This window comes from Paenibacillus sp. FSL H3-0469, from assembly GCF_038051945.1.
Lineage (GTDB): Bacteria > Bacillota > Bacilli > Paenibacillales > Paenibacillaceae > Paenibacillus_AQ.
In genome coordinates this window covers 282,108-307,733 of record NZ_CP150302.1, presented here as the reverse complement: position 1 = coordinate 307,733, position 25,626 = coordinate 282,108, and the positions used below count along the sequence as shown (strand labels likewise).

Sequence of the window (25,626 nt, the reverse complement as noted above, 5' to 3'; positions counted from 1 at the left end):
CTCTAGGCCATTACCCAGGTATCCTTCACTCCGCCGCCTTGGGAGGAGTTCACAACCAGCGAGCCTTCACGCATCGCCACCCGGGTCAGCCCCCCTGGAATGACATGCGGCTTGCGGTCAGCCCCCATCAGCACAAAGGCTCTCAGATCAATATGGCGCGGAGCCATACTGCCTTCTGACATGACCGGCGCACGGGACAGTGACATAATCGGCTGAGCGATGTAACGCTCGGGTTCTGCCAGTATTTTGAGCCGGAAGTCTATGATCTCGTCCTTCGTGGCCTCACTTCCGATCAGCATGCCGTAGCCCCCGGAGAGAGACGTCTCCTTCACCACCATTTCAGACAGATGATCCAGCACATACTGGCGCTCTTGCGGCCGTGACAGCAGATAGGTCGGCACATTACTCAGAATCGGCTCTTCATTAAGGTAATAGCGGATCATATCCGGTACATATACATACATGGCCTTGTCATCAGCTACCCCGGTTCCCGGCGCATTGGCAATCGCGATATTTCCTGCCCGGTAGGCATTCATCAGACCTGCAACCCCAAGCAGCGAGCTGGGCTGAAAAGCAAGCGGATCAATGAAATCATCATCCAGCCGGCGGTACAGCACATCGACCTTGCGCAGCCCGTTCATCACCTTCAGGTAGATTTTGTGGTCCTGTGCAACCAGGTCGCGGCCCTCAACAAGATGAATTCCCATCTGCTGCGCCAGAAAAGCATGTTCATAATAAGCCGAATTGTATTCCCCCGGAGTCAGTAGAGCAATGACCGGATCTTTGGTCCGGGACGGCGACAGGCTGCGCAGTACAGAGAGGAAACGGTTCAGGCTGTGATCGACATCGCGGATGGAGCTGGCAAACGACAACTCAGGAAACAGCTGATTCATGAGCGATCTGCCCTTGAACAGATACGAGAAGCCAGAGGGTGTGCGCAAATTATCCTCAAGCACATAATACCCGCCGTCATGATGCCGGATCAGATCAATTCCTGAAGTGGTGATGTACGCACCGCCGGGTACGCGGAGTCCGGACATTTCCGGCCGGAAATAACAGTTCGAAATAATCATTCTCCGCGGCACTATACCGTCCTTCACGATGTATTGCTCATGGTAAATATCATGAATGAACAGATTCAGTGCGGTAATCCGCTGCACGATGCCCGCCTCCAGCCGTTCCCATTCCCCCTTGGGAATAATGCGCGGAATCATGTCAAACGGAATTGTCCGCTCCATCGGCTGATCCTGTGCCGGATTATACAGCGTAAAGGTAATGCCTTCTTCCATCATCCGACGCTGCATCAGCTTTTGCTTGCCTTGCAGCTCTTCGGGGCTCATCCCGGTAAACATGCGGTTCACATGCTTGTAATGAGGCCGGACGTTCCGTTCATCCGCATACATCTCATCATAGAAATGCTGCAGCGGATACGGGGACAGGCCGGGCAAAGGATCTAGTTTGGACATGAGCCCGACTCCTCTCGGATCAGTATAATGTGTTATGTTTCTTGACAAATAAGTTCAAAATTTAAAAATTCACCACGAAAATATGATTTACTACCTCCATAATACGTAAATGATATTATCCATGTCAATATATATAACAGCAAAATGGAGTTTCCGAATCATTCTGCCCGTTTGGAATCGCTTCCTTTCTCTTAACCTTGCTTTTCGGGGTGCTGCGCGTTCATTCCACATCCCATTGTATGCCGGAGTGCTGACAAGCAGTACTATTATGAATTTTTCATATGATGTATTTTTATTATATTTTCCGGCAATTTCTTCAAGGATTCAAGGAGATTTGAAAAAGACAGTACCTTATCAGATTTATTGATTTAAAATAGTCGAGCAGACGCAATTCCGCTTCGAATCACATCTTTTTCTAAATGGGCCTTGTTCTTCAGGGCGTTTGGTTTAGCGTAACGGACTGAGGTGCTTTTACTTGGGAAGAAAGTCGTCCATTGAGCGAGTAACGGACTCCACAGGCCTTATCCTTTGCACTTCAGTTCCGAAACGTCTCATAAAGAGACTATAAGGTTGCCTGAATCCGTTACGCTGCAAAAAGTGGCGTTTTCGCGGGGATAAGCTCTCTTCGGTCCGTTAGGTTTTGGGTTTAATCAATAATTGGATAAGCTACTTCTATCAGTGTTTGTTTTTTCTATTTAGCTGAAATACACTTAATTAAGTGTGTTTTTCCCAACTGCTGCTTTGACAGCACCAATTTGTTCATTAATCTTCCATCACCCTCCTCTCAGGTTGTAAGATTCATTCAACACACAACACAAAAAACTCCCCGGAAATTCATCCTTTCCCGGGGAGTGCACAGCCTGTTGTATATAGGTTCTGACTATCTTATCCATTCATAGTTAAACGGTTATTCCCCGGAGTCAGCTTCTTCTTCCGAGATCATGCCTGCGAACAGGGCGTGCACGAACTGGTCGGAGTCGAACGGCTGAAGATCTTCCATTTTCTCGCCAAGGCCGACCAGTTTCACCGGCAGGTTCATTTCCTGGCGGATCGCTACCACGATCCCGCCCTTCGCCGTACCGTCGAGCTTCGTCAATACGAGACCGGTCACGCCGCTCTTCTCTCCGAACAGCTTAGCCTGAGTTAGCGCATTCTGCCCGGTGGTCGCATCCAGTACCATCAGCACCTCATGCGGGGCGCTTGGAATCTCCCGCTGGATGACACGGAAGATCTTGTTCAGCTCTTCCATCAGATTGCTCTTGTTCTGCAGCCGGCCTGCCGTATCGCAGATCAGCACATCCACACTGCGCTGCTTGGCAGCCTGAACCGCATCATACATCACGGCAGCCGGGTCCGAGCCCGACTGCTGCTTGATAACATCCACTCCGGCACGCTTGCCCCACACCTCAAGCTGTTCAATAGCTCCGGCACGGAAGGTGTCGCCAGCCGCCAGCAGAACCTTCTTGCCTTCCTGCTTGTAGCGGTGCGCCAGCTTGCCGATGGTCGTCGTCTTCCCGACTCCGTTCACGCCAACGAACAGGATCACGGTAATGCCGTCCGGATTCTCGTTCAGACTGTTGTCGTCATCGCCGCGCAGCAGCTCCATCAGCTTGCGGGAGAGAATCGGCTGAAGCTCCGCCGCGTCCTCGATCCGCTTCTGCTTCACTTCGGCACGCAGCTCCTCCACCAGATTCATGACCGTATTTACGCCTACGTCAGCGCCGATCAGAATCTCTTCCAGCTCCTCGTAGAACTCTTCATCTATCTTTTTGCGGCGGATAATCAGATCAGAGACCTTCTCAACGAAGCCCTTGCGTGTTTTCTCCAGACCGTCGCGGAACTGTTTCGTTACGCTTTCCGTTTTGCCGGAGATGCTGTCTTTCAGTTTTTTGAAAAAACTCATATGCTTATGCTTCCTCCTAAAGGGTTATAGGGATCACTTCATGAATCCTGCATCTATTAAGCTATCTCAGCCTCTTCATCCTCTAACCGCACGGATACGAGCTTGGATACGCCGCCTTCCTCCATCGTCACGCCGTAGAGCACATCAGCTTCCTCCATCGTTCCCTTACGGTGGGTCACTACAATGAACTGCGTCTGCTCCGAGAACTCACGCAGGTACTGGGCGAAGCGCACCACGTTGGCTTCATCCAGCGCCGCTTCCACCTCATCCAGCACGCAGAACGGCACCGGCTTGACCTGCAGAATGGCGAACAGCAGAGCCATCGCAGTCAAGGCGCGTTCTCCGCCCGAGAGAAGCTGGAGGTTCTGCAGCTTCTTGCCCGGCGGCTGGGCAACGATATCAATCCCTGTATCGAGCATATGCTCAGGGTCCAGCAGCTGCAAATCTGCCCGGCCGCCGCCGAAGAGCTTCGTGAACACCGTGCCGAACTCGCGGCGAATCGCATCGAAGGTCTGCTTGAAGCGCTTTGACATCTCCTCTTCCATCTCATGGATGACATGATACAGCGTTGTTTTGGCTTCTACCAGATCATCCTTTTGCCCGCTGAGAAAAGTATACCGCTCATGCACCCGCTGATACTCCTCAATCGCGCCCAGGTTAACCTCGCCCAGACCGGAGATGCTGCGCTTCAGACGCTGCACCTCCAGCTGTGCCGCCGGCACATCCTCCGGCACCGGATAACGCTGCTTCGCCAGCTCGTAGCTCAGCTCGTAGTCATCGCTTAGCTTGCGGAGGATATTGTCCAGCTCCACATCCAGCCGGCCAACGGCAACCTCCGTGGAACGGAGCTTGTCTTCGACTGCCCGGAGTGCCTGACGCTGGTCTTTGGTCTCGCCTTCGGCCAGCTCCAGCTTGCGCGAGATCGCCGCGCGGTCGGCACGGGCCAGGTCAAGCCTCGCAGACGTATCTTCCTTGCTCAGGCGCAGACTGTTGACCTCTTCCTTCTGCTTCACAGTCTCCCGTGCATTCTCTTCCAGATCCTGCTCGATGGTCATAAGCAGGCTGCGGCTCTGGCGCAGCTCCTTCTCCTGGGAGCCGGCATCCTGCCTCATCCGGCGCAGCTGCTCCTCCAGCGAGAAGATCTCCTGATCCAGCTTGCCCTCCGTGACCTTCATCCCGGTCAGCTTGCCCTGTAGCTCTTCCTTAGCAGATTCATTCGCCTTGCGGTCCGATTCGGCACTGCGGATCGCTGCATGCGCATCCTCCTCTTCCTTCTCCAGCCGGGCCAGCTCCGCTTCAGCTTGCTTACGGGCCTCGTCCAGGCCGCGGACCTCCTGCTCGAAGCCGCTCCGCTCCGCGCCTGCGCCCTCGACCTGCTCCTGCACATGCCGCAGCTCCTGCTCCAGCTGCTTCAGATCGCCGGATACGCGCTGTTCCTCCAGCCGCTTCTCATCCCCGTCATGCCGCAGCTGCTCCAGCTTCTGGGAGCCCTTGTCCTGTTCGGCGCGCAAGCGGCTGATCCCCTGCTTCAGCTTGTCAATCTGCTGCTCGCTTTCTTCAATCTCACCGGAGAGCTGGTCGAGCTGGCGCTTGCGGCTAAGCAGGCTGTTGTTCTTCTTATGCTGGCTGCCGCCCGTCATCGAACCGCCTGCATTGACCACATCGCCTTCCAGCGTAACCACTCTGTAGCGGTATTGGCACTTGGCCGCAATGCGGTTCGCCTGCTCCAGACTCTCGGCGATTACGACATTGCCGAGCAAGCTTCCGATAATACTGCCATACTTCTCTTCATAGCCGACCAGCTCCGAACCGATACCGACGAACCCTTCAGCACCTTGAACCATGCTGCGGTCACTGCCGGTAATCTGCCGGGGCCGGATGACATCCAGCGGGAGGAAGGTCGCCCGCCCGAGCTGACGCTGCTTCAGGAACGCAATCGCCTGCCGGGACACCGCTTCATTCTCCATAACTACATGCTGCAAGGAAGCGCCCATCGCGGTCTCAATCGCCATTTCCAGCTTCTCGGGAACAGAGATCAATTCGGCAACTGCACCGTGTACACCATGTAGCTGTCCTTTACGCGCACCCTTCAGCACCTCTTTGACCCCAAGCATGAAGCCGTCAAAATCATCCTGCATTTCCTTCATCGTCTCATGCCGGGACACCTGGGCTTCGCGCTTCTGCTCCCATTTGCGCAGGCCGCTCTGCGTCTCTTCGAGCAGCTTCTGCCGTTTGCCGGTCTGCTCGCTCTCCGTAATGTACGCGCCGCGCAGCAGGCCGATTTCCTTCCCGAGCCCGGCAATCTTATCCTTCAGCCCGTTCTGTGCAGAGAGCAGCTCCTGCAGCCGGGCTGTCCACTTGCCGCTCTCCTCCTGGCTGCGGCTCATCCGCCGCTCCAGGCTCTCCTTCTGCTGATCCGCATAGCGGATCTCGTTGCGCGCCTGAGCCATCAGGTTCATCAGCTCAAGCAGAGCGCTCTTCAGCTTCTCCTCCTTGCTCTGGCTGATGCCTCCGGCCACCCCCTGCAGCTTCGATTCCTCATCCGCCAGCTGTGCCCGCAGCTCTTCCAGCGCTTGCCTGGTCTGCTTCAGCTTATGCTCCAGCTCGGCCAGCTCACGCTGCCGCCCCTCCGAACGTTCGCCTACAGAACCCAGAGTCTGCATGAGCTGTTCCCGGTTCTGCTCCAGATTCCTGCGGCGCTCCTTCAGCAGCTCTCCATAGCCTTCGCTCTTCTCGTTGGCTTCGCTGCTGCGCAGCAGCTGTTCCTGCAGCTTCTCCACTTCCTGCTCCAGATTACGCAGCTCCGCCCGGCCGCTCTCCAGCTTGGCATCATGGGCAGAGACTACAGTGGACAGCTCCAGCTGCTCCGTCTTAAGCACCTCCAGGCGGGCGTTGCCCTCCTGCCAGGAAGTATGTATGCCTTCAATCTGATGCACATATACCGAAATCTCCAGATGCTTCAGCTGCTCACGCAGCTCTTTGTATCTTATCGCCTTCTCGGACTGGTCCTTGAGCGGTCCCACCTGATCCTCCAGCTCACTGATCAGGTCATGAATCCGCAGCAAATTCTGCTCGGTCTCATCAAGCTTGCGGCCAGCATCCTTTTTGCGTGACTTATATTTAACAATACCTGAAGCCTCTTCAAAGATGCCCCTCCGGTCTTCCGAACGGGTACTAAGAATCTCTTCAATCCGGCCTTGTCCGATAATTGAATAAGCTTCACGGCCGATACCGGTATCCATGAACAGCTCTGTAATATCCTTCAGTCTGCAGGCCTGCTTATTGATCAGATATTCACTGTCGCCGCTGCGGTGGACACGCCGGGTCACGGTCACCTCGCTGAAATCCAGCGGCAGCACATGATCCTCATTATCCAGCGTCAGCGAGACCTCGCCGTAATTGACCGCCTTGCGGGCATCACTTCCGGCAAATATAATATCCTCCATCTTGCCGCCGCGCAGGGATTTGGCACTCTGCTCCCCAAGCACCCAGCGGATGCCGTCGGATATGTTACTTTTGCCGCTTCCGTTCGGGCCGACTACAGCCGTAATTCCGCGTACAAATTCCATCTCCGTTTTGTCGGCAAATGATTTGAAGCCTGCTAATTCAATCCGTTTCAGAAACATAACTCGCCACTCACCTCTGACCCATTATACCATAGTGTTTCCTTGCCAAAACAACCCCACTGATCTTTCGAAAAAGAGCAGCAAAAGTCTGACTTCCGCCGAACCGCCGGCATTCAGACCATTGCTGCTCTACTCCGCATTGCGCAAACTATCCCCACATAGTGGGGCTTTGCTTCGATATGCCTTCAGGCACCGTCTTCCTTCAGAAGCAATAACGCCGCTGCCGCTGCCTGCTGCTCCGCTTCCTTCTTGGAGCGGCCGCTGCCGCTGCCGAGTGAACGGCTGGCCATATATACTTCTGAGACGAACTCGCGCTCATGCGCCGGTCCGCGTTCTTCAATAATCCGATATTCCAGCGTACCCAACCCATGATGCTGTATCAGTTCCTGAAGCTCTGTCTTGAAGTCGCTCATCTGCATTTGCAGCTTACCGTCGGTTTCAACCAGCGGGAATACGTGATTATCCAGGAATCTCCGGGCCGTTTCCAGACCCTGATCGAGATAGAGCGCTCCCACAAAGGCTTCGAACACATCAGCCAGCAGAGCCGGGCGGGTACGCCCGCCCGTAAGCTCTTCCCCTTTTCCCAGCAGTACATACCGCCCGAAGCCCAAGGTCTCGGCGAACCGGACCAGCGACGGCTCACAGACAATCGCAGCACGCAGCTTGGTCAATTCTCCCTCAGGTCTGTCCGGGAGCAGATTGTACAGATATTCGGACACCGTCAGCTCAAGCACCGCATCACCCAGGAACTCCAGGCGCTCGTTGTCCTGATGCTGATTGAACCGGTGTTCGTTCACATAAGATGCATGGGTGAAAGCCTGCTTCAGAAGTACAGGATCGTGAAATTGGATTTGAAGTTGGCTTTGTAACTGCTTCAGGTCTCCTTTCACTGCACTGTCTCCCCTTACTTATTATATTTTTTGAGAATAACGGTTGCGTTATGTCCCCCGAATCCGAAGGAATTCGACATCGCGATATTCAGCTCCGCCTGACGGGGCACATTCGGAACATAGTCCAAATCGCATTCCGGATCAGGGTTGTCCAAATTGATGGTAGGGGCAATTATACCCTTCTGCAAGGACAGCCCGCAGATAATCGCTTCCACACCGCCGGCAGCACCAAGCAAATGGCCTGTCATCGATTTGGTCGAGCTGATCGCAACCTTGTATGCATGCTCTCCAAGCGCCTTCTTCACAGCAGCAGTCTCGGATTTATCGCCTACCGGTGTTGATGTACCATGTGCATTAATGTAGTCGATATCCTCAGGATTAATGCCCGCATCACGAATCGCCATCTTCATGCAGCGTGCTGCACCGTCAGGATCAGGCTCCGTCATGTGGTGGGCATCGGCACTGAGACCGTATCCGATGACTTCGGCATAGATCTTGGCTCCGCGCTTCTCAGCATGTTCCAGGGATTCGAGAATCAGAATTCCCGCCCCCTCGCCCATGACAAAACCGTCACGGTCCACATCAAACGGGCGGCTGGCCTTCTCCGGCTCGTCATTGCGGGTAGACATGGCTCTCATTGCACAAAAGCCTGCCATTCCTGTAGGACGGATGGTCGCTTCCGCACCGCCGCAGATCATCGCATCCGCATCTCCGCGCTGGATCAGACGGAAGGATTCCCCGATGGAGTGGCTGCCGGTCGCACAAGCGGTCACTGTCGTTGTATTCGGTCCCTTGGCCCCGAGGTTAATCGACAGCTGGCCGGAGCCCATGTTGGCAATCATCATTGGAATGAAGAACGGGCTAACCCGCTTCGGACCCTTTTCGAGCAGCAGGTTGTGGTTATCTTCCCATGTGCCAAGGCCGCCGATTCCAGAGCCGACAGATACGCCGATCCGCTCTGCATCGATATCTTCACCGATCGTAAGTCCGCTGTCCTTCAGCGCATCTTCACCGGCAGCAACCGCGAATTGTACGAACCGGTCCATCTTACGGGCTTCCTTGCGGCCGAAGCGTGCTTCCGCATCGAAATCCTTGACCGAGGAAGCGATTCGTGTTGGATATTCGCTAACATCAAAAGCTTCAACCAGGGATACTCCGGACTTGCCGCTCATGAGGCTATCCCAGAACGTCTCAAGATCCTTACCCAGCGAAGTCATTACACCCATGCCAGTTACAACTACTCTATGATTCAAACATAATCACCCCGTCTATAGGCTGTGTACCTCTACAATTTGTAAACGCAAACATGCCAGATGTCTATATAAACTGCAGTCGCCGCAAGATTAATTAATCTGCGGTTCTGTTATTATCTTCATCAAGATGCTCATGCACCACTTCGCGGACGCTTGGCTTAAAGAACCGTAAAATGAGGAGAAGTCCCGCCCTGGCAGGAACGGGACCCTCAATCATATGACTCTAGGTATGAGATTGTATGTACTTCACAACTTCACCCACGGTCGTAATTCTCTCTGCATCTTCATCAGAGATTTCCATGTCGAATTCATCTTCCAATTCCATTACCAATTCTACTACATCAAGAGAATCAGCACCTAAATCATCTTTGAAAGACGCTTCTAATGTTACCTCTGCTTCATCGGCACCTAAGCGGTCGATGACAATGCGTGTTACACGCTCTAATACATCGGACATCCGGTTCACCTCCTCTTTTGGTATTATACGAGATATGAAGTCAAAATACCATAGAGCATAAAAAACGCTGCCCTGGCCGCCTCTGTCCATCTTCCCCCGTAATGATCTGAAGCCCTGCGAAGCCTTACATGTACATTCCGCCATCCACATGAAGCGTCTGGCCTGTCATGTAGGCTGCCCCTTCCGAAGCCAGGAATACCGCCGCATTCGCAATGTCCTCCGCCCGCCCAAGCTCTCCCAAGGGAATCCCCTTGATCAGCTCGCTGCGAACCTCATCGGACAACTCGCGGGTCATGTCGGTATCAATGAAGCCGGGAGCGATGCAGTTCACGGTGATTCCACGTGAAGACAGCTCGCGGGCCGCAGACTTCGTCATGCCGATTACACCTGCCTTAGCAGCGGTATAGTTCACCTGCCCCGGGTTCCCCGTCACACCCACGACCGAGGAAATATTGATGATCCGGCCATAACGCTGTTTCATCATCGGGCGGGTTACTGCCTTCAGGCAGTTGAAGACGCCCTTCAGATTCGTCTCGATGACCTGATCGAATTCTTCCTCTTTCATACGCATGATCAGATTATCCCGGGTAATGCCCGCATTGTTCACCAGGATATCGATTTTTCTCCAGGTCTGGATAACCTCCTTGACCAGGTTCTCGGCGTCACTGCTGCTGCCGACATTCCCCTGCAGGGCGATTCCTTCCGAGCCAAGCTCGTGAATACGGGCCACGGTCTCTTCAGCCGCCTGAAGACTGCCGGAATAGTTCACCGCGACCTTCACGCCATGAGCAGCGAGTGCCAAGGCTATGCTGCGGCCGATCCCCCGGGACCCTCCGGTTACAAGGGCGGTCTGACCTTTTAGTGCTGCAAACATGCTATGTTGTCCCCCTTCGATAATCATGCGGCTAGTCTCAAGCTGCTTACCAGCCAGCCTGTACGCTCTCCAGACTGTTGATATTCACAACCTTGACATTCCTGTCAATCTTGCGGATCAGGCCAGCCAGCACACTGCCGGAGCCGATCTCTACAAAAGTATCTACCCCTGCGCCAATAAGCCATTCCACGCTATCCTGCCAGAGTACCGGAGAATACACCTGTTCTACCAGCAGCTTGCGGATTTCTTCCGGGTCTGTCACCGGAGCAGCAGTCACATTGACCACTACCGGCATAGCGGGAGCATTGAAGGTTACCTTGTCGAGCTCAGCAGCCAGCCGCTCAGCCGCACCCTTCATTAATGAGGAGTGGAACGGCCCGCTAACCTCCAGCGGAATCGCCCGTTTGCCCCCGGCTTCCTTCACACGCTGGATCACCTCACCGACACCGGCCACGGAACCGGAGACCACAATCTGCCCCGGACAATTGACATTCGCCAGTTCAACGGGAGTACCCGCCGCTGTAATACTTCGGCATAATTCCGTAAGCCCTTCACGGTCTGCTCCAAGCACAGCTGCCATAGCCCCCTGTCCTCCGGGAACGGCTTCTTCCATGAATTGTCCGCGCAGGCGGACCAGCCTTACAGCATCTTCATAGGACAGCACGCCGGCTGCCACAAGAGCGCTATATTCACCAAGACTGTGGCCTGCCACATAATCCGGCGTAACCTTAAGGCCGCTTAGCGCTTCCAGATAAGCCACACTGGCCGTAACCAGTGCCGGCTGCGTGTTCACCGTCTGCTTAAGCTCGCTGTCCGGCCCTTCAAATACAAGCCCGCTCAGCGGAAATCCAAGCACCTCGTCACCCTTTTCAAAGACCGCACGGCTCTGAGGTAATGCTTCATATATATCCTTACCCATACCGACTGCCTGTGCACCCTGACCGGGAAAGACAAATGCGATTTTGCTCATGAGGTATAAAGCTCCTTCCCTTTAACTGCAGCCAACCCGGATATTCTCCGGATCGAGCTGCTGCGCGTTGCTATTATTAATGCCCCGATTCTTACCAGATCAGCACAGAAGCGCCCCAGGTAAGTCCGCCGCCGAAGCCGACCATAAGCACAGCATCGCCGGCCTTCATCCGGCCTTCCTCGGCTGCTTCTACAAGAGCCAGCGGAATGGAGGCTGCGGAGGTATTTGCGTATTTATCAACGTTGACTACAACCTTCTCCGGAGGCAGATCCAAACGCTGCATAGCAGATTGAATAATCCGGATGTTGGCCTGATGCGGCACGAACAAGTCGATATTCTCCTTAGACAATCCCGCCTTGGTAAGCACACGCTCCGTAGCCGATCCCATAACGCGTACTGCGAACTTGAAAACCTCGCGGCCATTCATATAGATGAAGTGCTTCTTGTCTTCTACGGTCTGCTGGGAAGCCGGGAGACGCGAGCCGCCGGCTTCAAGATTAAGCAGGCTGCCGCCAGAGCCTTCCGCCCCAAGATCGAAGGACTGGAAGCCGCGTCCTTCCGGAACCTCGCCGACGATTACCGCACCTGCGCCGTCACCGAACAGCACACAGGTGTTGCGGTCAGTATAGTCTGTAATACGCGACAGCGTATCTGCGCCAATCACCAGCGCATTGTTATACATTCCATTCTGGATAAAGCCCGTAGCAGTAGCCAGACTGTAGACGAACCCCGAGCAGGCTGCCGACAAGTCAAAGGCGGCTGCGTTCTTGGCCCCCAGCTTGTCCTGAAGAATGCAGGCTGTGGACGGGAAAGCACTGTCCGGTGTAACTGTAGCGACAATGATCAGATCCAACTCCTCGGCCTTCATGCCTGCGGATTCCAGTGCCTTCAGGGCCGCTTCATAGGCCAGATCAGAGGTAGCCTGTTCCGGGGCCGCAATATGCCGTTCCCGGATTCCTGTGCGGCTGACAATCCATTCATCATTCGTTTCAACAATCTTCTCCAAATCGCTGTTGGTTAATATTCTCTCAGGTACATATTTACCAGTCCCAATAATTCCTACCGGACGTAATTGTCTCATGTCTTCACTCACTTCCCGCTAATTTCCTTCGATATACTAGGCACCAGCTCAGCCTTCAGGGCAATCCGTGCCTGTCTTACCGCATTCTTTACCGCATTGCCGTCGGACGAACCATGCCCCTTGACTACCAGGCCGCTAAGACCGAGCAGCGGCGCTCCGCCGTGTTCTTTATAATCCATCTTGCCCTTCAGACTTCTAAGCTCCGGCATCAGAATCGCAGCACCCAGCTTCGTCTTCAGCGATTTGCTGAACTGCTCCTTCAGCAGGGAGAACATCGCACCGGCCGTTCCTTCCAGCGTCTTCAGAAGTATATTACCGGCGAAGCCGTCACAGACCAGCACATCGCAGCTTCCTGTGAGCACATCCCGCGCTTCCACATTGCCGACAAAATGAATGCCCGGCAGCGCCTCCAGGAGCGGATAGGCTTCCTTAGTCAATTCGTTTCCCTTGCCCGGCTCAGTCCCGACGTTGAGCAGGCCTACCCGGGGCTTCGCAATGCCATGCACTTTGTTGCGGTAGATGCTGCCGATCTGGGCATACTGTGCCAGATGCTGCGGCTTGGCATCCATATTCGCGCCAAGATCCAGGGCCAGCACACCGACATCATCCAGCGTCGGAATCATCGGAGCCAGCGCCGGCCGTTCAATCCCTTCCATTCTCCCGACTACCAGAAGTCCTGTAGTCATCAGCGCTCCGGTATTCCCGGAGGAGATCATGGCATCGGCCTCACCCTCGCGGACCATCCGTCCGGCTACGACCATGGATGAGTCTTTTTTACGGCGGACTGCCTTCACCGGCTCTTCATCCGAACCGATCACATCCCCCGCATGACGTACCGTAACATTGGAAGGCTTGCTCTTCAGCAGCGGTTCAAGCCGCGCTACATCACCGACCAGTACGATTTCTATGTCACTCCACTCCGCTGCCGCTGCCAGCGCGCCTTCCACATTACATTCAGGAGCATTGTCCCCGCCCATGGCATCAATGGCGATCCGCACTCCGGTTTCCCCCTTCGCTGTACTCTTCAGTTGCTGAACGATACACTATAAAATGGCCCTGAAATACCAGCTCTTCTCCGACATATGTAAATACATCCACTTCAGCCTTGCCGTTCCGGCCCGCAAGTGAGCGCACCTGCGCTTTGGCGATGCATTTCTCGCCCAGCCGGACCATGCGCACAAACCGGAGGTCGGCTGAAGCCGTTAAGGCAATCTCATCATTAATTATGGCTACTGCCAGCGAATTCGCCTGGCCGAATACGTAATGGCCCCGGGCAATCCCGTTACGGGAGAACACATGCTCATCGCGGATCTCGAAGATCGATATCCCGCTCTTGTCCAGCTGCAGATCCACAATATCACCGACCACTTCATCGGCCGGCAGGGATCGCACCTGATCATAGGAATGCTCCGCCATCTGCTTCATCCGCTCGCGCAGCTCCGGAATCCCCAGCTCCAGCCGGTCCAGCCGGATCGTCTGGATACTCACCTTCAGCTGGCGGGTTAATTCCCGGTCAGTTACAAACGGGTTCCCTTCAATTATTGCCAGCAGCTGCTGCTGACGTTCCTTCTTGGACATCCGCTCGATAGCGGCTCACCTCCCGGTACAGGCCTGATGTGCAGCTCACCGGCCCGCAAGAGTGGCCGCTGTAGTTATGATTCTCTGTTATCCCTTACCATTTAGAACCAGGTACTAATATGTAGTATAAAGCATGCCGCCGCAAAAATAAAGCTTTGGCTTGAAAAGCGCCTGAAAACCCGCGCAGTGCAAGGCATACAAGCTCCGCCCCAGCTTCCTTTTCTCCATAAAAATAGCACTTCACCGGCAGATGAAGTGCTACTCTTATGTGCAAACTATTGTTTGATGATTTCTCTTGCTTTGTATGTTCCGCAAACTTTACATACGTGGTGAGCAAGCTTCAGCTCTCCGCATTGTTCGCATTTCACCATACCTGGAACAACCAGTTTAAAGTGAGTACGACGCTTGTCACGGCGAGTCTTGGACGTTCTGCGTTGTGGTACTGCCATTGTTAGACACCTCCTGATTTGGTTGTAACCCAATTCCTTGGGATTTGTTCTTAGTCATCTTGCTTGGTAAAGAATCCTTTCAACGCAGCGAGTCTTGGATCGATCACTGTGTTGTCGCAACTGCAGGTGCCTTCGTTCAAGTTCTGTCCGCATTTCTGACAAAGACCAAGACAGTCTGCCTTGCACAATACCGAATCCGGTAAGTGCAGTACGAAATTTTCTTCCACATACGGGATAAGATCCACAATCTCATCTGTGATGTAAATGAGTTCCTCATCTTCATCTTCCGGAAGAATTGGCTGTTTAAGCCACTTGAAGGTCTCAGCGAAAGGAATGTTCAGCTTACTCTTGACCTCACCGAGACAACGTGAACATAACATGTCCACTTCTCCGTTCAGTGTTCCCACCACGTTCACACTATCGGTTCCCGCGGGCAGCGCTTTAAGGTCTACTGAGAGTGGTGCAACAGCAAGTATATCCTTGCGCCCTGTGACAACCCCGCTGACATCCACAACTTCGTGGAGGACCAGAGGCTCGTCGGCATTCGCTAATTTGCGAAAGTGAATGTTCATCGTTATCACTCCAAACAAACAAAATTTATTATACCTATTATTCCCTGACTTTGTCAACCACTTTCCCTTTATATTGTTTCAGGGGGCGTGACAATTTATGATATACAATATAGATTCCAGAATGGGGCGTGAAGCAACTGTGGCAACTGTAGGTATTATAGCCGAATATAACCCTTTACATAACGGGCATGTCCATCATTTCACCGAGGCCAAAAGAATCTCGGGAGCGGACCGCTCCATTGTCATTATGAGCGGACCGTTCACCCAGCGCGGCGAGCCGGCGGCGGTCAGCAAGCGCGCCCGCACTGAGATGGCGCTGCATATGGGCGCTGATCTGGTTATTGAGCTGCCGGTGGCGTACGCCGTCCAGCCGGCGGAATGGTTCGCCTTCGGAGCGGTATCCCTGCTGGAGGCGACCGGCGCCGTCGACAGCCTGTGCTTCGGCTCCGAAGCAGGCTCTTTGGGCGTGCTGCTGCCGCTGGCCGGCTTCCTGGCCGAAGAGAGCAGTGCGCTTAAGGAGGAGATCCGCGCGCGCCTCTCTGAGGGCGCGGGATTCCCCGCCGCCTACAGCACGGCGGCTGCGGCGGCCTGGAAGGCCTCTTTCATGGGAGAGGAGAAACCGGAAGATGCTGAAGATATATTACGGCAGCCCAACAACACCCTCGGCCTGCACTACCTGATCGCGCTGCGGCGGCTGGGCAGCGCGATCAAGCCCTTGACCGTGCCGCGTACCGGCGCGGGCTTCCACGACCCGCTGGAGGGCGGGTCGGCCATTGCCAGTGCAACAGCCATCCGCAGGCTGCTGCAGGAGGGCGGATCACCGGCGGCTTACATGCCGGAGTACGCACTCTCCATCCTGGAGCGGGAGCGTGCCGCAGGCCGGGGCCCAGTGCGGCTGGAAGACTTCGCGGGTCCGCTGCGCCATGTGCTCTCTACTCGCTCCGCTGCGGAGCTGCACATGCTGCAGGATATGAACGAAGGCCTGGAGAACCGGCTGCTCCGCAGCCTGCCCCAGCTGGACAAGTTCACAACCCACGGCCTGCTGCAGGAGCTTAAGAGCAGAAGATATACGCTCACCAGGCTCCAGCGTCTGCTGCTCCACACCCTGCTGAACCACAGCAAAGCAGAGATGTCCCCCTCCGTTCTCTCTCAGGGGCCCGGCTACATAAGGGTTCTCGGCTTCCGCGAGAGCGGCCGGGAGCTGCTGAAGCAGATGAAGCAGACTGCGGCGCTTCCGGTGATTACAAGCCCGGCCCGCTATACCCATCCCATGCTGGAGCGGGACCTCCAGGCGGCGGCTGTGTTCGCCGGGGCTTATGCCGACCCGCTGCGCAGCGATCTGTACAGTGATTATCTCGAGCCGCCGGTCAGGATTTGATGACCGGCAGCTCCTCCATATATTTCAGAGCATCGGATAGCGTTGAGACAGGAATCAGCTTCATGTCCGTGCCGATTTGCTCCGCCTTTGCCTTGGCCTCATCATAGTTTTTGAGCGGAACGAAGAAGATCTCTGCGCCCTTACGGTCAGCCGCTACAATCTTATGCTTCACACCGCCGATCGGCCCCACGTTCCCCTCCGCATCTATCGTACCCGTACCAGCCACCTTCCGGCCCTTGGTGAGGTCTCCCGGCGTAAGCCGGTTGTAGATTTCCATAGTGAACATCAGTCCGGCAGAGGGTCCGCCTACATTAGTATCCACGAAACTGACGGCTTTCCCATTCTCCTTAGGCTCCACCTTTTGAACCGCACCAATTACAACTCCGAAGCCCGGCCGTGCAGCTGCAGCTTCTTTATCCTTGACCCCCACCAGCTTGACCTGCTCCTTGATTTCTTTGCCGTCACGCTGGAGCGATACCTCCACGCTATCCCCGATTTGATGAACCGACAGCAATTTGGACAGCGCGGCCGGATCGGCAGCTTTTTGCCCGCCTACACTGATGATTTTGTCACCCGGCTGGAACCGGTCCTGATTGGCAGCCTCAGGGACAGAGAACACATACAGATAATCCACGACATCCTCATAGGGTACGCCCGCTGCATGATAGGCTGCCTGCACGGCATAGGACTGTGAACTATTCATATAGAATACCTGCTCCGCCGCATATTCCTGCTCCGTCTTATCCTGCAGGCGGGTTTCCTTCAGGACCACCTCGGCATTGGAATTGAACACGGAAGCGATTAGAAGTGCCACATTCGCATAGCTTGCCGAGACTGTGGTCATCATGAAGGTTCCCTGCTCCTGCGGATCGGCATTCTCAACCTTGATCATCGGTGCCACCTCGGAGGCGCTTCCCGGCTGATATACAATGTAAGGCGTGTTCATAAAGACGACAACATAGAGAATGACCACGAATGAAAATAAATAGGCTGAAGCGCGGATGCCTACCCGGCGTTTATACTGCCTCAAGTCTCTTCCCCTTCTTTCCTGCGGATGATGCCCCGGCACTTAGAATGTCGTACCTCAGCCTGGAGCTTCACTCCGGCTGTGGCATGATGGTTGTCTCCCCTGCATAAATTGGTAACAAGATCTGCCCATGTCCTAAGCTATGAAGAGGGGATAACTCTAATGATAAACTTTAGATCCAAACGCTTCCTGTCGGGTTCAGCTCCATTTATACCCGGGGTTGCAGCCATTCTGCTCGCTGTAGCGATTATTATAGCACCTGAAGCCTCGCTCAAGGCTTCACTTACGGGCCTTAAGCTCTGGTGGACCCTGGTTTTTCCTGCGCTGCTGCCTTTCCTGATCCTCTCAGAGATGCTCAGCGCATCCGGCTTCGTGCATGGTATCGGCGTTCTGCTTGAACCGCTGATGAAGCGGTGCTTCCGGCTTCCCGGGGCGGGCGGCTGGACGCTGGTACTTGGCCTAACCGCCGGCTTCCCTGCAGGAGCCGGCGGAGTGATGCAGTTGCACAAGCAAGGGGACATTACGGACATGGAAGCCGGAAGACTGGCGGCTATCGTACATTATGCCAGTCCAGTCACCCTGCTTATTGTAGTAGGAACAGCCTTCCTTCACAGTCCAGCCGCCGGATATGCCCTGCTTGCCATTCACTGGCTGTCTGGGGTAGCCGCAGGTATTCTATCCGCCTGCTTCAATGACTCCCGTAAGATAACCTCACCTATTTCGCAAGAAAGTGATCCCAGCCATACCGGAAGCCGCTCCAGCGCCAAAAAAGCATCCTTACCCGGGCGTATCCATCAGGCAGCCGCGGATGCACGTTCAAGGGACGGACGGGGCTTCGGTAAGGTGCTTGGTGAATCCGTATCCTCCGCTGTACAGAGCCTAATGATTGTAGGCGGCTATATGATCATGTTCGCGGTTGTCATAAGTATTGTTAACCGGTTGTTCCCTCAGCTGCCAGCTATGGTTGCAGCAAGCATGCTTGAGATTCATCTCGGAGCCCGGGCAATGACTTCAGCCACAGCAGGTCCCGAAGGCTCCGTCATAGGCGGTCTTCTTGGCCCGGCACTGCTGTCCGCCGGACTGGCCTGGAGCGGCATCTGCGCCCAGCTCCAGGCACTGGCTTTGCTGAAGGCAGCGAATGTCCGCTTCCTCCCGTTCACCGCAGTCAGGCTGCTGCATGGACTATTTGCCTTTGCGTTCACAATCCTGCTGTGGACTCCGCTGCTCCATATTCAGTCTGCGGTGCTGCCGGTTCTTGCCGGTTCTCCCCCAGCTGCTCTGCCGCAAGCGGCCCTTTCGCTGAACATATGGACTCTGACCCCGCAGATCCTGATACTTCAGACCCTGGTTGTTACGCTGCTGCTGTCGCTGTCTGCTGCCGTGAAGCTGTTTACTTCAAACCGCCGTCCATCCGGCTGAACTTCAGCTTCATGGCCTGCTCCACCTCAGGCGTTACAAAATCCGAGACCTTCCCGCCGAAGTGGGCAATCTCCTTGACCACACTGGAGCTAAGATAGGAGTATCTCGGATTGGTCATCATAAATATAGTTTCCGCTTCAGGGTCAAGGTTATGATTAATGGAAGCATTCTGCAGCTCATATTCAAAATCGGTAACGGTCCGGATTCCCCGGACAATAACCTGCGCATCCTTTTGCCTCACATAGTTAACCAGGAGATCACGGAAGCTGTCCACTTCAACATTCGGTATATCGGCTGTCGCCTGGCGCAGAAGCTCTGTGCGTTCCTCGACCGTGAACAACGGATTCTTGCTGAGGTTGTTCAGCACCGTCACAATCAGCCTGTCGAACTGTTTGGCGGCCCGGTGAATAATATCCATATGTCCCAGCGTAACCGGATCGAAGGTTCCCGGATAGATGGCGACACGTTCTTTTCTAATTTGCAGACTCATCATTAACCTCCTTGCCGCGTACGGCAGCCTCTGGAACAGCAGCTTCATACCGGTAGATAGAGATCGTAATCTCTCCATAGACGGATTGCTTCGTTCTCACGAACCCGGGTATATCCTCCGGATAGGCATATCCCGACTCATGCTCCAGCACAATCACTGCATCAGGGTTCAGCAGCAGCTTGTCCGCCAGTGTAACCATCAGCTCGTCTCCATGCTTCATACGGTAAGGCGGGTCCAGAAAAACAAGATCAAAGGCTCTCCCACGCTTCTGAAGTGCCGCAAGGGCTCTTCCCGCATCATTGCGGTAGACCTCAGCCTGCACCTCCAGCCGGGCCGCCTTCAGATTTGCGCGCACCGTGTCAATCGCCTTCTGCTCCATGTCCACAAATACTGCAGCTTCCATCCCTCTGCTCAGGGCTTCGATCCCCAGGCCTCCGGTACCGGCATACAAATCAAGCACTGTTCCCCCTTCAAAATAAGGCCCGATCATACTGAATAACGCTTCCTTCACTTTATCGGTAGTAGGCCGTGTGCCATTGCCTGGAACACTTTTAAGCGGCCTGCCTTTTGCACTTCCCGATATGACTCTCACCGATCATCCACCTGCTTTTTAGCTTTATGTCTCTACATTACTATGCCATTACAGGGCATAAGTCCAAGCCTATAGTACCACAATTATTCCATGAAATAAAAAGATTGTCCGACTTTGTCACAATGAGGAGCAGAAGAATATTCGCAAGCAAATGTATAAAACTCCCGTAACCGGGTCATCCTGTAACTATCGACATCACAAAATGTCGTAGACAACCGCGGAGCAGGCTTACGTTTCCCCATAAGCTCTTCGTCCGGTTTCTCCTCTCCCATGAAAGAGGCTCCCGAAAGGGAGCCTCGATTTTTGTTTTACGCAAGTGGAAACGGCTTTGCTGTCCTTTTAAGGACGGTACCGTTTCAGCGAAAAATAGAAGGATAATTTAGCATGTGCAACATATAAATTCTTATATTTCAAAAAAGCCCCCGCCTTGAAATCAAGATACGGGGGCTTGCTGTGTATATACTTATATAATCCGCTTCAGCTTGGCTTCCTGCTCAATGGAGCGCGCTGAGAGAAGTTCGATTATTCTGTGCTGATTCTCCAGAAGAGACTCCACATTGATGAGCCGCTCGTTTGTTTCCAGCACAGCACGTTTAATCTGTTCCTGATCTTGCCTCATTGTTTGCTGATCTTGCTTCATTGTTTGCTGCTCTTGCATCATTGTTTGCTGATCTTGTTTCATGTTCTGCTGCTCTGTCTCTATTCGATCCAAACGCTCGTTGACGGTTCCTAATTCCGCCTTAACAGGAACTAATTCTTCCCGAATAACGGACCGTAATAAATGTACCAGATCATCATCCATGTGCTCCGCTCCTTCAAACTTAATATTTAGATTGTACCAGAACCAAATGTATTATTCTACTTCATTTCTGCTTGTCATTTGACCTTATCGATCTTGAACACAAACTTCCAGGAAGCAGAATTTCCAGAATACCGCCCGCGGTTTTCGACTACCTTCACTGTCAGCGATTTGTTTTGGGTATCCTTCAGGGCGGAAACCTTAATTGAGGCGTTAGCCGAACCTTCATCGGGAATTTTATCTTGTTCCTGCGCTTCAGCCCGAAGCTTGATGCTTCCTGTAGAACTGACATCCAGCGTGACTGAATCGCCTTCCTCAAGCTCCTCTCCATTGACGAATCCGCCCCACCACCACTCATTGCCTACATGATTATTCTCAACCAGGTCTGCACTAATAAACGTGACCTTAACCTTCTGAGTCTTGCCTGCTGCCGATATTGGCTGCACACTTAAGGATAGCGCTAATATCATCACCAAAAAGAGCGTTGCCAGTTTCCGCTTCATTTTACAGTAGCACCTCTTTGCCATTCTATTTTTTACCAATTATATCAGGCCAAATGACTTAGTTCTATAGACTCACAAAATATTCATATCTATCAGCCACGTTAGCGAATAAATTCAATCCGTCCGGACAAGGTTACATATATAGTATATGGATATCAGATAGATTCAGGAGGAACCGCTATGAAGAAGCCCTTGTATAAAAAGATGTCGTCCCTTGCCCTAGCGATCGTATTCGGCGGTGCCATCGGACTGACCGCAGGCTGCAACACTCCGGCTAATCAGGCCGCCCCAACTCCTACCGTGGCAGCGAAGCCGACAGCAGCCCAATCAACCCCTGCGCCTGTCTCTGAACCGTCCACCGGGAAGGGGGCAGTGAACTGGGAATCTGCGATCCAGCAAATCGCGGCTACGGATACGGAGGCCACGCAAAAAGCAGACGCCGCAGAAGTTTTGGCAAAATCGTATACTCCGTCGGCTGTGGAGCTTAAAGATTTTGAATCCCAGATCGTGGAGGAGTACACCGCCGGGAATTACCTCGCGCATAGCGAGGATGCCGGATACATGCTGACGAACCTGTTCAAGGCTACCGTTGTTGAGCGCAATCACTCTGATGGTGAGGCTATTAAGAAGTTTGCCTTTGACTTTTATCAGAACACTAAGAATGTCTTCCGCGGAATTGATGCTGTGGAGAGCGAAGCCGTGCAATCGAATGAAACGCAGATGGACAAGGCGTTGTCGGAGATTACAACCAAGTAAAAATTCTTATGTTACCGGCATGGGACCTCCCGTATTGATTGACAATTCAGGAATGATGGTGATACCTTTCATTAGGGTAAGGGAGCAGAAGCTCCCGCATTCATCATAAGAATTCAATTGTTCAGGAGGTCCCATGTTCAAAAAAACGATCCTTGTCCCCGTCATCAGCATGCTGCTGCTCGGCTCTGCCTCAACTTCTTCCGCAAGTGCGCAAAGCCTGTACTCCGATGTCAACGAGCAGAAATATGCCTGGGCGATGGAATCCATTCTTTTCATGACGGATAACGATGTGCTAAAAGGGTATTCCGACGGTACCTTCAAACCTGAGGCAACGGTTACCAAAGCCGAGTTCACCGTCATGCTGCACCGGCTGTTCGATAAGTACCGCCCCAATGTAGCGCCCCAGTTCCATGAACCGAAAGTGACCGGCTACCAGGATGTCCCCAAGAATCATTGGGCCTACAAGGAAATATCCGAGCTATACAATTCCTCTGCGGTCAGCGGCGGCGGGATTTCCCAAAACCCTTCAACAGGCAAATATATCTTCCAGCCTGATGCCCGGCTGACACGACTCAAGCTAACGTCTATGCTCTACCAATTATTCGCTGAAGATTTCGATAAGGGTGCGAATCCCGATGATCCTGACAAAGAGTTATACCAGCGGTTAAGTAAATTCAAGGATATTCCCTTGAAAAAATTTAATACTGAGACTGCGATGGATCAATACATGGATACAGAAAGAGCGAAGGCCGGCAACAGATGGAATACATACATACCTGGGGATGAGCTCTCCCCTGCGATTTTTTATACATACCCGAATGGATCTATCTCGCTAGTTGGAGATTTCACCTTCCTGCCGGTGTACGCCATTGCAGCGATGGATTCTCACAAGATTATTACAGCCGATTCCCGTGGATACTACAGACCGCTCGCCCCTGTTACCCGGGCAGAACTGGCAACCATTCTGGACCGCGTCTATCTGTTGTTTGAGAAGAAAGGGATTCTGCAGAAATACAGCAATAAGTAATCTTAAGCGTTGATTCATCAAGCGGGGTGGATAGTAAAAAAATAACCCGGCCTCTTTCAGTGCCGGGTAATGACCTCTATTTTCCGGTCAAATTCGGCCGGACTCCTTCAATAAAATAAAATCATGGCCACGCCGGGTCAATTTCATTCCAGTGGTGCTAACCGTCACCATCCCGCTGCCTGATCTGGAGATCTTAACATTCTCCACCATCCGGCTGTCGATGAGTTCCTCCATAATATCGGCGAAGGCCTCGGCTTCGAGTTCCATTACCTCCCGATTAACCGGCTGATCTGCTTCGATCCGCTTAAGGATGGCATATATCTTTTCCTTCTCTTCCATCGTACACCTCTTTCATGCCAGCACTGATTGCCCTGAAGACAATGACTTCTATTATCGCACATCCTGTCAGGGCAAGGCGAATTTAAATTCACCGTCAGGCAGCATGTCTTGTCCATCCAGCATCTATAAAAAAGCACAGTCCCGGATTACCGGGACTGCGCTGACTGATGGGATCTCCTAGTAGAAGCAGGCACTCAGAATAATAACGAGCAGGATATAAAGAACCAGAATCGCGCCTGTCGATGTCCAAGGACTTACTCCACAAGTATTCACTCCGCCTACATTGCCACCGTATCCGCAATCTGCACCCATGAGATTACCTCCTTCATAATGTTGACTACAGAACAGCATATGAGCAAATGGCCTGATCAGATTGGGCGAAACGGACATAATTTGGGGCGTATGTACAAGGGCATCCTGCCCGCCCGAATGTTAGAGCAGAGCAGGATGTCCCACAGCCAAGAGATTAATCAGACACCAGAATGCCGTCAAAGCTCTCCGGACCCACACGGACCGTACCCAAAAGATTCGAGCTGATAAACGCAGTATAGGTTAACTGCGGAGTAATCGTCGGGAGGAAATCGTCTGCAGAGAAGGTGATAACCTGCGGAGCCAGAACACTAAGGCTGAAAGTGGAAGTGGCGGAATACACAAGAGGGTCCGTAGCCAGTGTTCCTCTAACGATGGTTACAGTGATGCCAACCAGTGCAAGAGGCAGCGAAACGGAAACTGTTCCCTTCAGAATTACACGCGGATTCGCGCCTACCCCAGCAGTGATCAGACCAATTTGACCGAAGAGCTGTGGCGTATTAATAACTGTAATCGGTATTGCAATAGAGTTGGCTGTACTAGCATTCTGTGAGGTTCTTCCATCAACATAAGTTCCCATATCAAGCACCTCCTTTCTTCTTAACTAGTATATTAGCGTTCCTACCAAACCGATTGGATGGAATTACCATTCCTTGCACCCTATTTTATTTCCTCTCAAGTAGCCGGTATTATCCTACTCCTCTTTGGTCGTCCCGCTCCGCTTATTGAAGGCCAGTTCAAACAATCCCGTTGCCGATAATCCGGCCAAGCCTCCGGCCCATAGACGAAGAATGAGATTCATGTCTGTAAAAGGGTACGCAGCCGCTCCTACCAGCAGGCCGATGACCAGCCCCACCGCAGGAACCACATTGCGTGGAAGATTCACACTGTTCTTGACGAGCTGCACCAGCGCCATGACGAATACCGCCAATACGGATGCAAAGGCTAGTACATTGTTAAGTGCATCATTGTACATAACGGCTACACCCCCTTGCTGGTAACCAGAAGACCGGCGCGGTGCAAAACGGTCAGCATCCGGTAAAAATCATAGCTGCCTCCTGAAGGCGTATCCAGCAGACCGGCAGCTGACGCTGCCTGTACCGCAGGCTCAGCCCAAGCCGGTACGTTCATCACAGCACGGCCCTCAATGACAGCCAGCCGCTCCGCCACACCTTTAATAGATTGGCCTTGCTCTTGAACGCCGGCCTTCAGTGTATCTCTGCTGACAGACAATCCTGCCAGCAGCTCCTTCAGCTCCCGCAGCTCGGTTTCCAGCGCCGCAAGTTTTTGTTTATCTTCAGCCGACATCTCTTCATCCTCCTTCTGCTCGTCATATTGATACAGGTTATATGAATCCATAATCTGAGTCAGCTTGGCCGCATAATCCGGGTCCGTTGCATAGCCTGCAGCAGCAATCTCGCGGGCGGCTGTTTTGCCGTCCACTCCAATGGCCTTGCTGTACAGCTTGGGGTTCCAGGAGACTCCCCCGGTAATCAATGCAGAATGATCCGCTATAGATTCTCCCCAGTTATGATAGGAACGGAACTGGGCAGTCACCTGTACAGCTTGGCCGTTCCTGTATTCCGTTGTCGGAAACGCCAGGCTGCCTGCCGGCCCGCTGCCCTTGATACCAAACAGGTTATTAGCCTTCTGCGTCAAGCCGCTCGTTCCCCAGCCGGATTCCAGCGCCGCCTGGGCAATCGTCAGCGAAGCTGCGATACGGCTGCGCTGCATATCGGCTACCGCGAAGGAAGCAATCCGGGTGATAAATTCGGAGCTTGCCATTGCATCACTCCCTTTCCTACTATATTAAATGCGCCGCCCTGCCAAACTGCCTGTGCTTATCCCTGTTATGATGTATATGGAAG

Annotated in this window: 27 protein-coding genes; 4 read left to right on the top strand and 23 right to left on the bottom strand. The window is 53.4% G+C overall.

Features of this window, described 5'->3' with window-relative positions:
* Positions 1-2: 2 nt before the first annotated feature.
* The 13 genes from NSS83_RS01425 to NSS83_RS01365 all read right to left on the bottom strand — a co-directional run bounded on the left by NSS83_RS01425 (position 3) and on the right by NSS83_RS01365 (position 15,119).
* On the bottom strand, positions 3-1,466 hold the full coding sequence (locus NSS83_RS01425; protein ID WP_341186104.1) for a circularly permuted type 2 ATP-grasp protein: 1,464 nt from the start codon (positions 1,464-1,466) through the stop codon (positions 3-5).
* A 907-nt stretch (positions 1,467-2,373) separates the two neighbouring features.
* The gene (gene ftsY, locus NSS83_RS01420) at positions 2,374-3,369 is read right to left on the bottom strand and encodes a signal recognition particle-docking protein FtsY (protein ID WP_341021536.1); all 996 of its coding nucleotides are present in this window, start codon (positions 3,367-3,369) and stop codon (positions 2,374-2,376) included.
* Between the two features lie 56 nt (positions 3,370-3,425).
* Positions 3,426-6,995 carry a chromosome segregation protein SMC gene (gene smc / locus NSS83_RS01415; protein WP_341347522.1) on the bottom strand — a complete coding sequence of 1,190 codons (3,570 nt, stop codon included), beginning with the start codon at positions 6,993-6,995 and terminating at the stop codon, positions 3,426-3,428.
* Between the two features lie 185 nt (positions 6,996-7,180).
* On the bottom strand, positions 7,181-7,885 hold the full coding sequence (gene rnc, locus NSS83_RS01410; protein WP_036694163.1) for a ribonuclease III: 705 nt from the start codon (positions 7,883-7,885) through the stop codon (positions 7,181-7,183).
* Between the two features lie 14 nt (positions 7,886-7,899).
* Positions 7,900-9,138, bottom strand: coding sequence for a beta-ketoacyl-ACP synthase II (gene fabF / locus NSS83_RS01405; protein ID WP_341186106.1), 1,239 nt, complete (start codon positions 9,136-9,138; stop codon positions 7,900-7,902).
* 223 nt (positions 9,139-9,361) lie between these two features.
* A complete protein-coding gene (gene acpP / locus NSS83_RS01400) occupies positions 9,362-9,595 on the bottom strand; it encodes an acyl carrier protein (protein WP_036694165.1) in 234 nt (77 codons plus the stop codon).
* Positions 9,596-9,719: 124 nt separating this feature from the next.
* On the bottom strand, positions 9,720-10,469 hold the full coding sequence (fabG, locus tag NSS83_RS01395) for a 3-oxoacyl-[acyl-carrier-protein] reductase (RefSeq protein ID WP_341186107.1): 750 nt from the start codon (positions 10,467-10,469) through the stop codon (positions 9,720-9,722).
* 46 nt (positions 10,470-10,515) lie between these two features.
* Positions 10,516-11,439 carry an ACP S-malonyltransferase gene (fabD, locus tag NSS83_RS01390; protein ID WP_341347521.1) on the bottom strand — a complete coding sequence of 308 codons (924 nt, stop codon included), beginning with the start codon at positions 11,437-11,439 and terminating at the stop codon, positions 10,516-10,518.
* A 91-nt stretch (positions 11,440-11,530) separates the two neighbouring features.
* Entirely contained in the window at positions 11,531-12,520 is a 990-nt protein-coding gene (locus NSS83_RS01385; protein WP_155991613.1) for a beta-ketoacyl-ACP synthase III, read from the bottom strand.
* Between the two features lie 8 nt (positions 12,521-12,528).
* Entirely contained in the window at positions 12,529-13,518 is a 990-nt protein-coding gene (gene plsX, locus NSS83_RS01380) for a phosphate acyltransferase PlsX (protein WP_341186109.1), read from the bottom strand.
* Positions 13,502-14,098 carry a transcription factor FapR gene (fapR, locus tag NSS83_RS01375; protein WP_341021524.1) on the bottom strand — a complete coding sequence of 199 codons (597 nt, stop codon included), beginning with the start codon at positions 14,096-14,098 and terminating at the stop codon, positions 13,502-13,504. Before fapR ends, plsX begins: the two co-directional genes overlap by 17 nt.
* Positions 14,099-14,373: 275 nt before the next feature.
* The gene (rpmF, locus tag NSS83_RS01370) at positions 14,374-14,547 is read right to left on the bottom strand and encodes a 50S ribosomal protein L32 (protein WP_019911234.1); all 174 of its coding nucleotides are present in this window, start codon (positions 14,545-14,547) and stop codon (positions 14,374-14,376) included.
* Between the two features lie 50 nt (positions 14,548-14,597).
* A complete protein-coding gene (locus tag NSS83_RS01365; RefSeq protein ID WP_341186110.1) occupies positions 14,598-15,119 on the bottom strand; it encodes a DUF177 domain-containing protein in 522 nt (173 codons plus the stop codon).
* A gap of 139 nt (positions 15,120-15,258) precedes the next feature.
* Between NSS83_RS01365 and NSS83_RS01360 the strand changes: the two genes are divergently transcribed.
* Positions 15,259-16,497, top strand: a complete 1,239-nt coding sequence (locus NSS83_RS01360; RefSeq protein WP_341186817.1) for a nucleotidyltransferase — start codon at positions 15,259-15,261, stop codon at positions 16,495-16,497.
* On the opposite strand, the gene NSS83_RS01355 is transcribed toward NSS83_RS01360, so the two are convergent.
* Positions 16,487-17,527, bottom strand: coding sequence for a SepM family pheromone-processing serine protease (locus NSS83_RS01355; protein ID WP_341186111.1), 1,041 nt, complete (start codon positions 17,525-17,527; stop codon positions 16,487-16,489). The genes NSS83_RS01360 and NSS83_RS01355 overlap by 11 nt on opposite strands.
* 159 nt (positions 17,528-17,686) lie before the next feature.
* Here NSS83_RS01355 and NSS83_RS01350 point away from each other — a divergent pair, with 159 nt between their 5' ends.
* The gene (locus NSS83_RS01350) at positions 17,687-18,943 is read left to right on the top strand and encodes a nucleoside recognition domain-containing protein (RefSeq protein WP_341186112.1); all 1,257 of its coding nucleotides are present in this window, start codon (positions 17,687-17,689) and stop codon (positions 18,941-18,943) included.
* Here NSS83_RS01350 and coaD read toward each other — a convergent pair.
* The 4 genes from coaD to NSS83_RS01330 all read right to left on the bottom strand — a co-directional run bounded on the left by coaD (position 18,915) and on the right by NSS83_RS01330 (position 21,327).
* Positions 18,915-19,433 carry a pantetheine-phosphate adenylyltransferase gene (gene coaD, locus NSS83_RS01345; protein ID WP_341186113.1) on the bottom strand — a complete coding sequence of 173 codons (519 nt, stop codon included), beginning with the start codon at positions 19,431-19,433 and terminating at the stop codon, positions 18,915-18,917. The two genes, NSS83_RS01350 and coaD, sit on opposite strands and share 29 nt — an antisense overlap.
* Positions 19,417-20,025, bottom strand: coding sequence for a 16S rRNA (guanine(966)-N(2))-methyltransferase RsmD (rsmD, locus tag NSS83_RS01340; protein ID WP_341186114.1), 609 nt, complete (start codon positions 20,023-20,025; stop codon positions 19,417-19,419). Before rsmD ends, coaD begins: the two co-directional genes overlap by 17 nt.
* A gap of 463 nt (positions 20,026-20,488) precedes the next feature.
* Positions 20,489-20,827, bottom strand: a complete 339-nt coding sequence (locus NSS83_RS01335) for a hypothetical protein (protein WP_341186115.1) — start codon at positions 20,825-20,827, stop codon at positions 20,489-20,491.
* A 74-nt stretch (positions 20,828-20,901) separates the two neighbouring features.
* Positions 20,902-21,327, bottom strand: a complete 426-nt coding sequence (locus tag NSS83_RS01330) for a hypothetical protein (protein WP_341186116.1) — start codon at positions 21,325-21,327, stop codon at positions 20,902-20,904.
* A gap of 180 nt (positions 21,328-21,507) precedes the next feature.
* Here NSS83_RS01330 and NSS83_RS01325 point away from each other — a divergent pair, with 180 nt between their 5' ends.
* Both NSS83_RS01325 and NSS83_RS01320 read left to right on the top strand, forming a co-directional pair.
* The gene (locus tag NSS83_RS01325; protein ID WP_341186117.1) at positions 21,508-22,083 is read left to right on the top strand and encodes a hypothetical protein; all 576 of its coding nucleotides are present in this window, start codon (positions 21,508-21,510) and stop codon (positions 22,081-22,083) included.
* 133 nt (positions 22,084-22,216) lie between these two features.
* Positions 22,217-23,110 (top strand): S-layer homology domain-containing protein, encoded by an 894-nt coding sequence (locus NSS83_RS01320; protein ID WP_341186118.1) that lies wholly within the window; start codon positions 22,217-22,219, stop codon positions 23,108-23,110.
* Between the two features lie 87 nt (positions 23,111-23,197).
* Here NSS83_RS01320 and NSS83_RS01315 read toward each other — a convergent pair whose 3' ends face one another.
* The 5 genes from NSS83_RS01315 to NSS83_RS01295 all read right to left on the bottom strand — a co-directional run bounded on the left by NSS83_RS01315 (position 23,198) and on the right by NSS83_RS01295 (position 25,543).
* A complete protein-coding gene (locus tag NSS83_RS01315) occupies positions 23,198-23,449 on the bottom strand; it encodes a YjcQ family protein (protein ID WP_341186119.1) in 252 nt (83 codons plus the stop codon).
* Positions 23,450-23,626: 177 nt separating this feature from the next.
* The gene (locus tag NSS83_RS01310; RefSeq protein ID WP_209873522.1) at positions 23,627-23,761 is read right to left on the bottom strand and encodes a YjcZ family sporulation protein; all 135 of its coding nucleotides are present in this window, start codon (positions 23,759-23,761) and stop codon (positions 23,627-23,629) included.
* Positions 23,762-23,915: 154 nt separating this feature from the next.
* On the bottom strand, positions 23,916-24,338 hold the full coding sequence (locus NSS83_RS01305; RefSeq protein WP_341186120.1) for a hypothetical protein: 423 nt from the start codon (positions 24,336-24,338) through the stop codon (positions 23,916-23,918).
* 114 nt (positions 24,339-24,452) lie between these two features.
* Positions 24,453-24,734, bottom strand: coding sequence for a holin (locus NSS83_RS01300; RefSeq protein WP_341186121.1), 282 nt, complete (start codon positions 24,732-24,734; stop codon positions 24,453-24,455).
* 5 nt (positions 24,735-24,739) lie between these two features.
* Positions 24,740-25,543 carry a glucosaminidase domain-containing protein gene (locus NSS83_RS01295; protein ID WP_341186122.1) on the bottom strand — a complete coding sequence of 268 codons (804 nt, stop codon included), beginning with the start codon at positions 25,541-25,543 and terminating at the stop codon, positions 24,740-24,742.
* Positions 25,544-25,626 lie beyond the last annotated feature (83 nt).

Excerpts from the sequence above, each read along its gene's own strand:
- NSS83_RS01425 (WP_341186104.1), bottom strand. The coding sequence starts at position 1,466 with ATGTCCAAACTAGATCCTTTGCCCGGCCTGTCCCCGTATCCGCTGCAG.
- NSS83_RS01320 (WP_341186118.1), top strand. The coding sequence starts at position 22,217 with ATGTTCAAAAAAACGATCCTTGTCCCCGTCATCAGCATGCTGCTGCTC.
- NSS83_RS01305 (WP_341186120.1), bottom strand. The coding sequence starts at position 24,338 with ATGGGAACTTATGTTGATGGAAGAACCTCACAGAATGCTAGTACAGCC.
- NSS83_RS01315 (WP_341186119.1), bottom strand. The coding sequence starts at position 23,449 with ATGGAAGAGAAGGAAAAGATATATGCCATCCTTAAGCGGATCGAAGCA.
- NSS83_RS01330 (WP_341186116.1), bottom strand. The coding sequence starts at position 21,327 with ATGAAGCGGAAACTGGCAACGCTCTTTTTGGTGATGATATTAGCGCTA.
- NSS83_RS01365 (WP_341186110.1), bottom strand. The coding sequence starts at position 15,119 with ATGAACATTCACTTTCGCAAATTAGCGAATGCCGACGAGCCTCTGGTC.
- smc (WP_341347522.1), bottom strand. The coding sequence starts at position 6,995 with ATGTTTCTGAAACGGATTGAATTAGCAGGCTTCAAATCATTTGCCGAC.
- NSS83_RS01325 (WP_341186117.1), top strand. The coding sequence starts at position 21,508 with ATGAAGAAGCCCTTGTATAAAAAGATGTCGTCCCTTGCCCTAGCGATC.
- NSS83_RS01350 (WP_341186112.1), top strand. The coding sequence starts at position 17,687 with ATGATAAACTTTAGATCCAAACGCTTCCTGTCGGGTTCAGCTCCATTT.
- NSS83_RS01300 (WP_341186121.1), bottom strand. The coding sequence starts at position 24,734 with ATGTACAATGATGCACTTAACAATGTACTAGCCTTTGCATCCGTATTG.
- NSS83_RS01310 (WP_209873522.1), bottom strand. The coding sequence starts at position 23,761 with ATGGGTGCAGATTGCGGATACGGTGGCAATGTAGGCGGAGTGAATACT.
- coaD (WP_341186113.1), bottom strand. The coding sequence starts at position 19,433 with ATGAGTCTGCAAATTAGAAAAGAACGTGTCGCCATCTATCCGGGAACC.
- acpP (WP_036694165.1), bottom strand. The coding sequence starts at position 9,595 with ATGTCCGATGTATTAGAGCGTGTAACACGCATTGTCATCGACCGCTTA.
- fapR (WP_341021524.1), bottom strand. The coding sequence starts at position 14,098 with ATGTCCAAGAAGGAACGTCAGCAGCAGCTGCTGGCAATAATTGAAGGG.
- NSS83_RS01385 (WP_155991613.1), bottom strand. The coding sequence starts at position 12,520 with ATGAGACAATTACGTCCGGTAGGAATTATTGGGACTGGTAAATATGTA.
- rpmF (WP_019911234.1), bottom strand. The coding sequence starts at position 14,547 with ATGGCAGTACCACAACGCAGAACGTCCAAGACTCGCCGTGACAAGCGT.
- NSS83_RS01335 (WP_341186115.1), bottom strand. The coding sequence starts at position 20,827 with ATGGATGATGATCTGGTACATTTATTACGGTCCGTTATTCGGGAAGAA.
- NSS83_RS01295 (WP_341186122.1), bottom strand. The coding sequence starts at position 25,543 with ATGGCAAGCTCCGAATTTATCACCCGGATTGCTTCCTTCGCGGTAGCC.
- fabG (WP_341186107.1), bottom strand. The coding sequence starts at position 10,469 with ATGTTTGCAGCACTAAAAGGTCAGACCGCCCTTGTAACCGGAGGGTCC.
- fabD (WP_341347521.1), bottom strand. The coding sequence starts at position 11,439 with ATGAGCAAAATCGCATTTGTCTTTCCCGGTCAGGGTGCACAGGCAGTC.
- ftsY (WP_341021536.1), bottom strand. The coding sequence starts at position 3,369 with ATGAGTTTTTTCAAAAAACTGAAAGACAGCATCTCCGGCAAAACGGAA.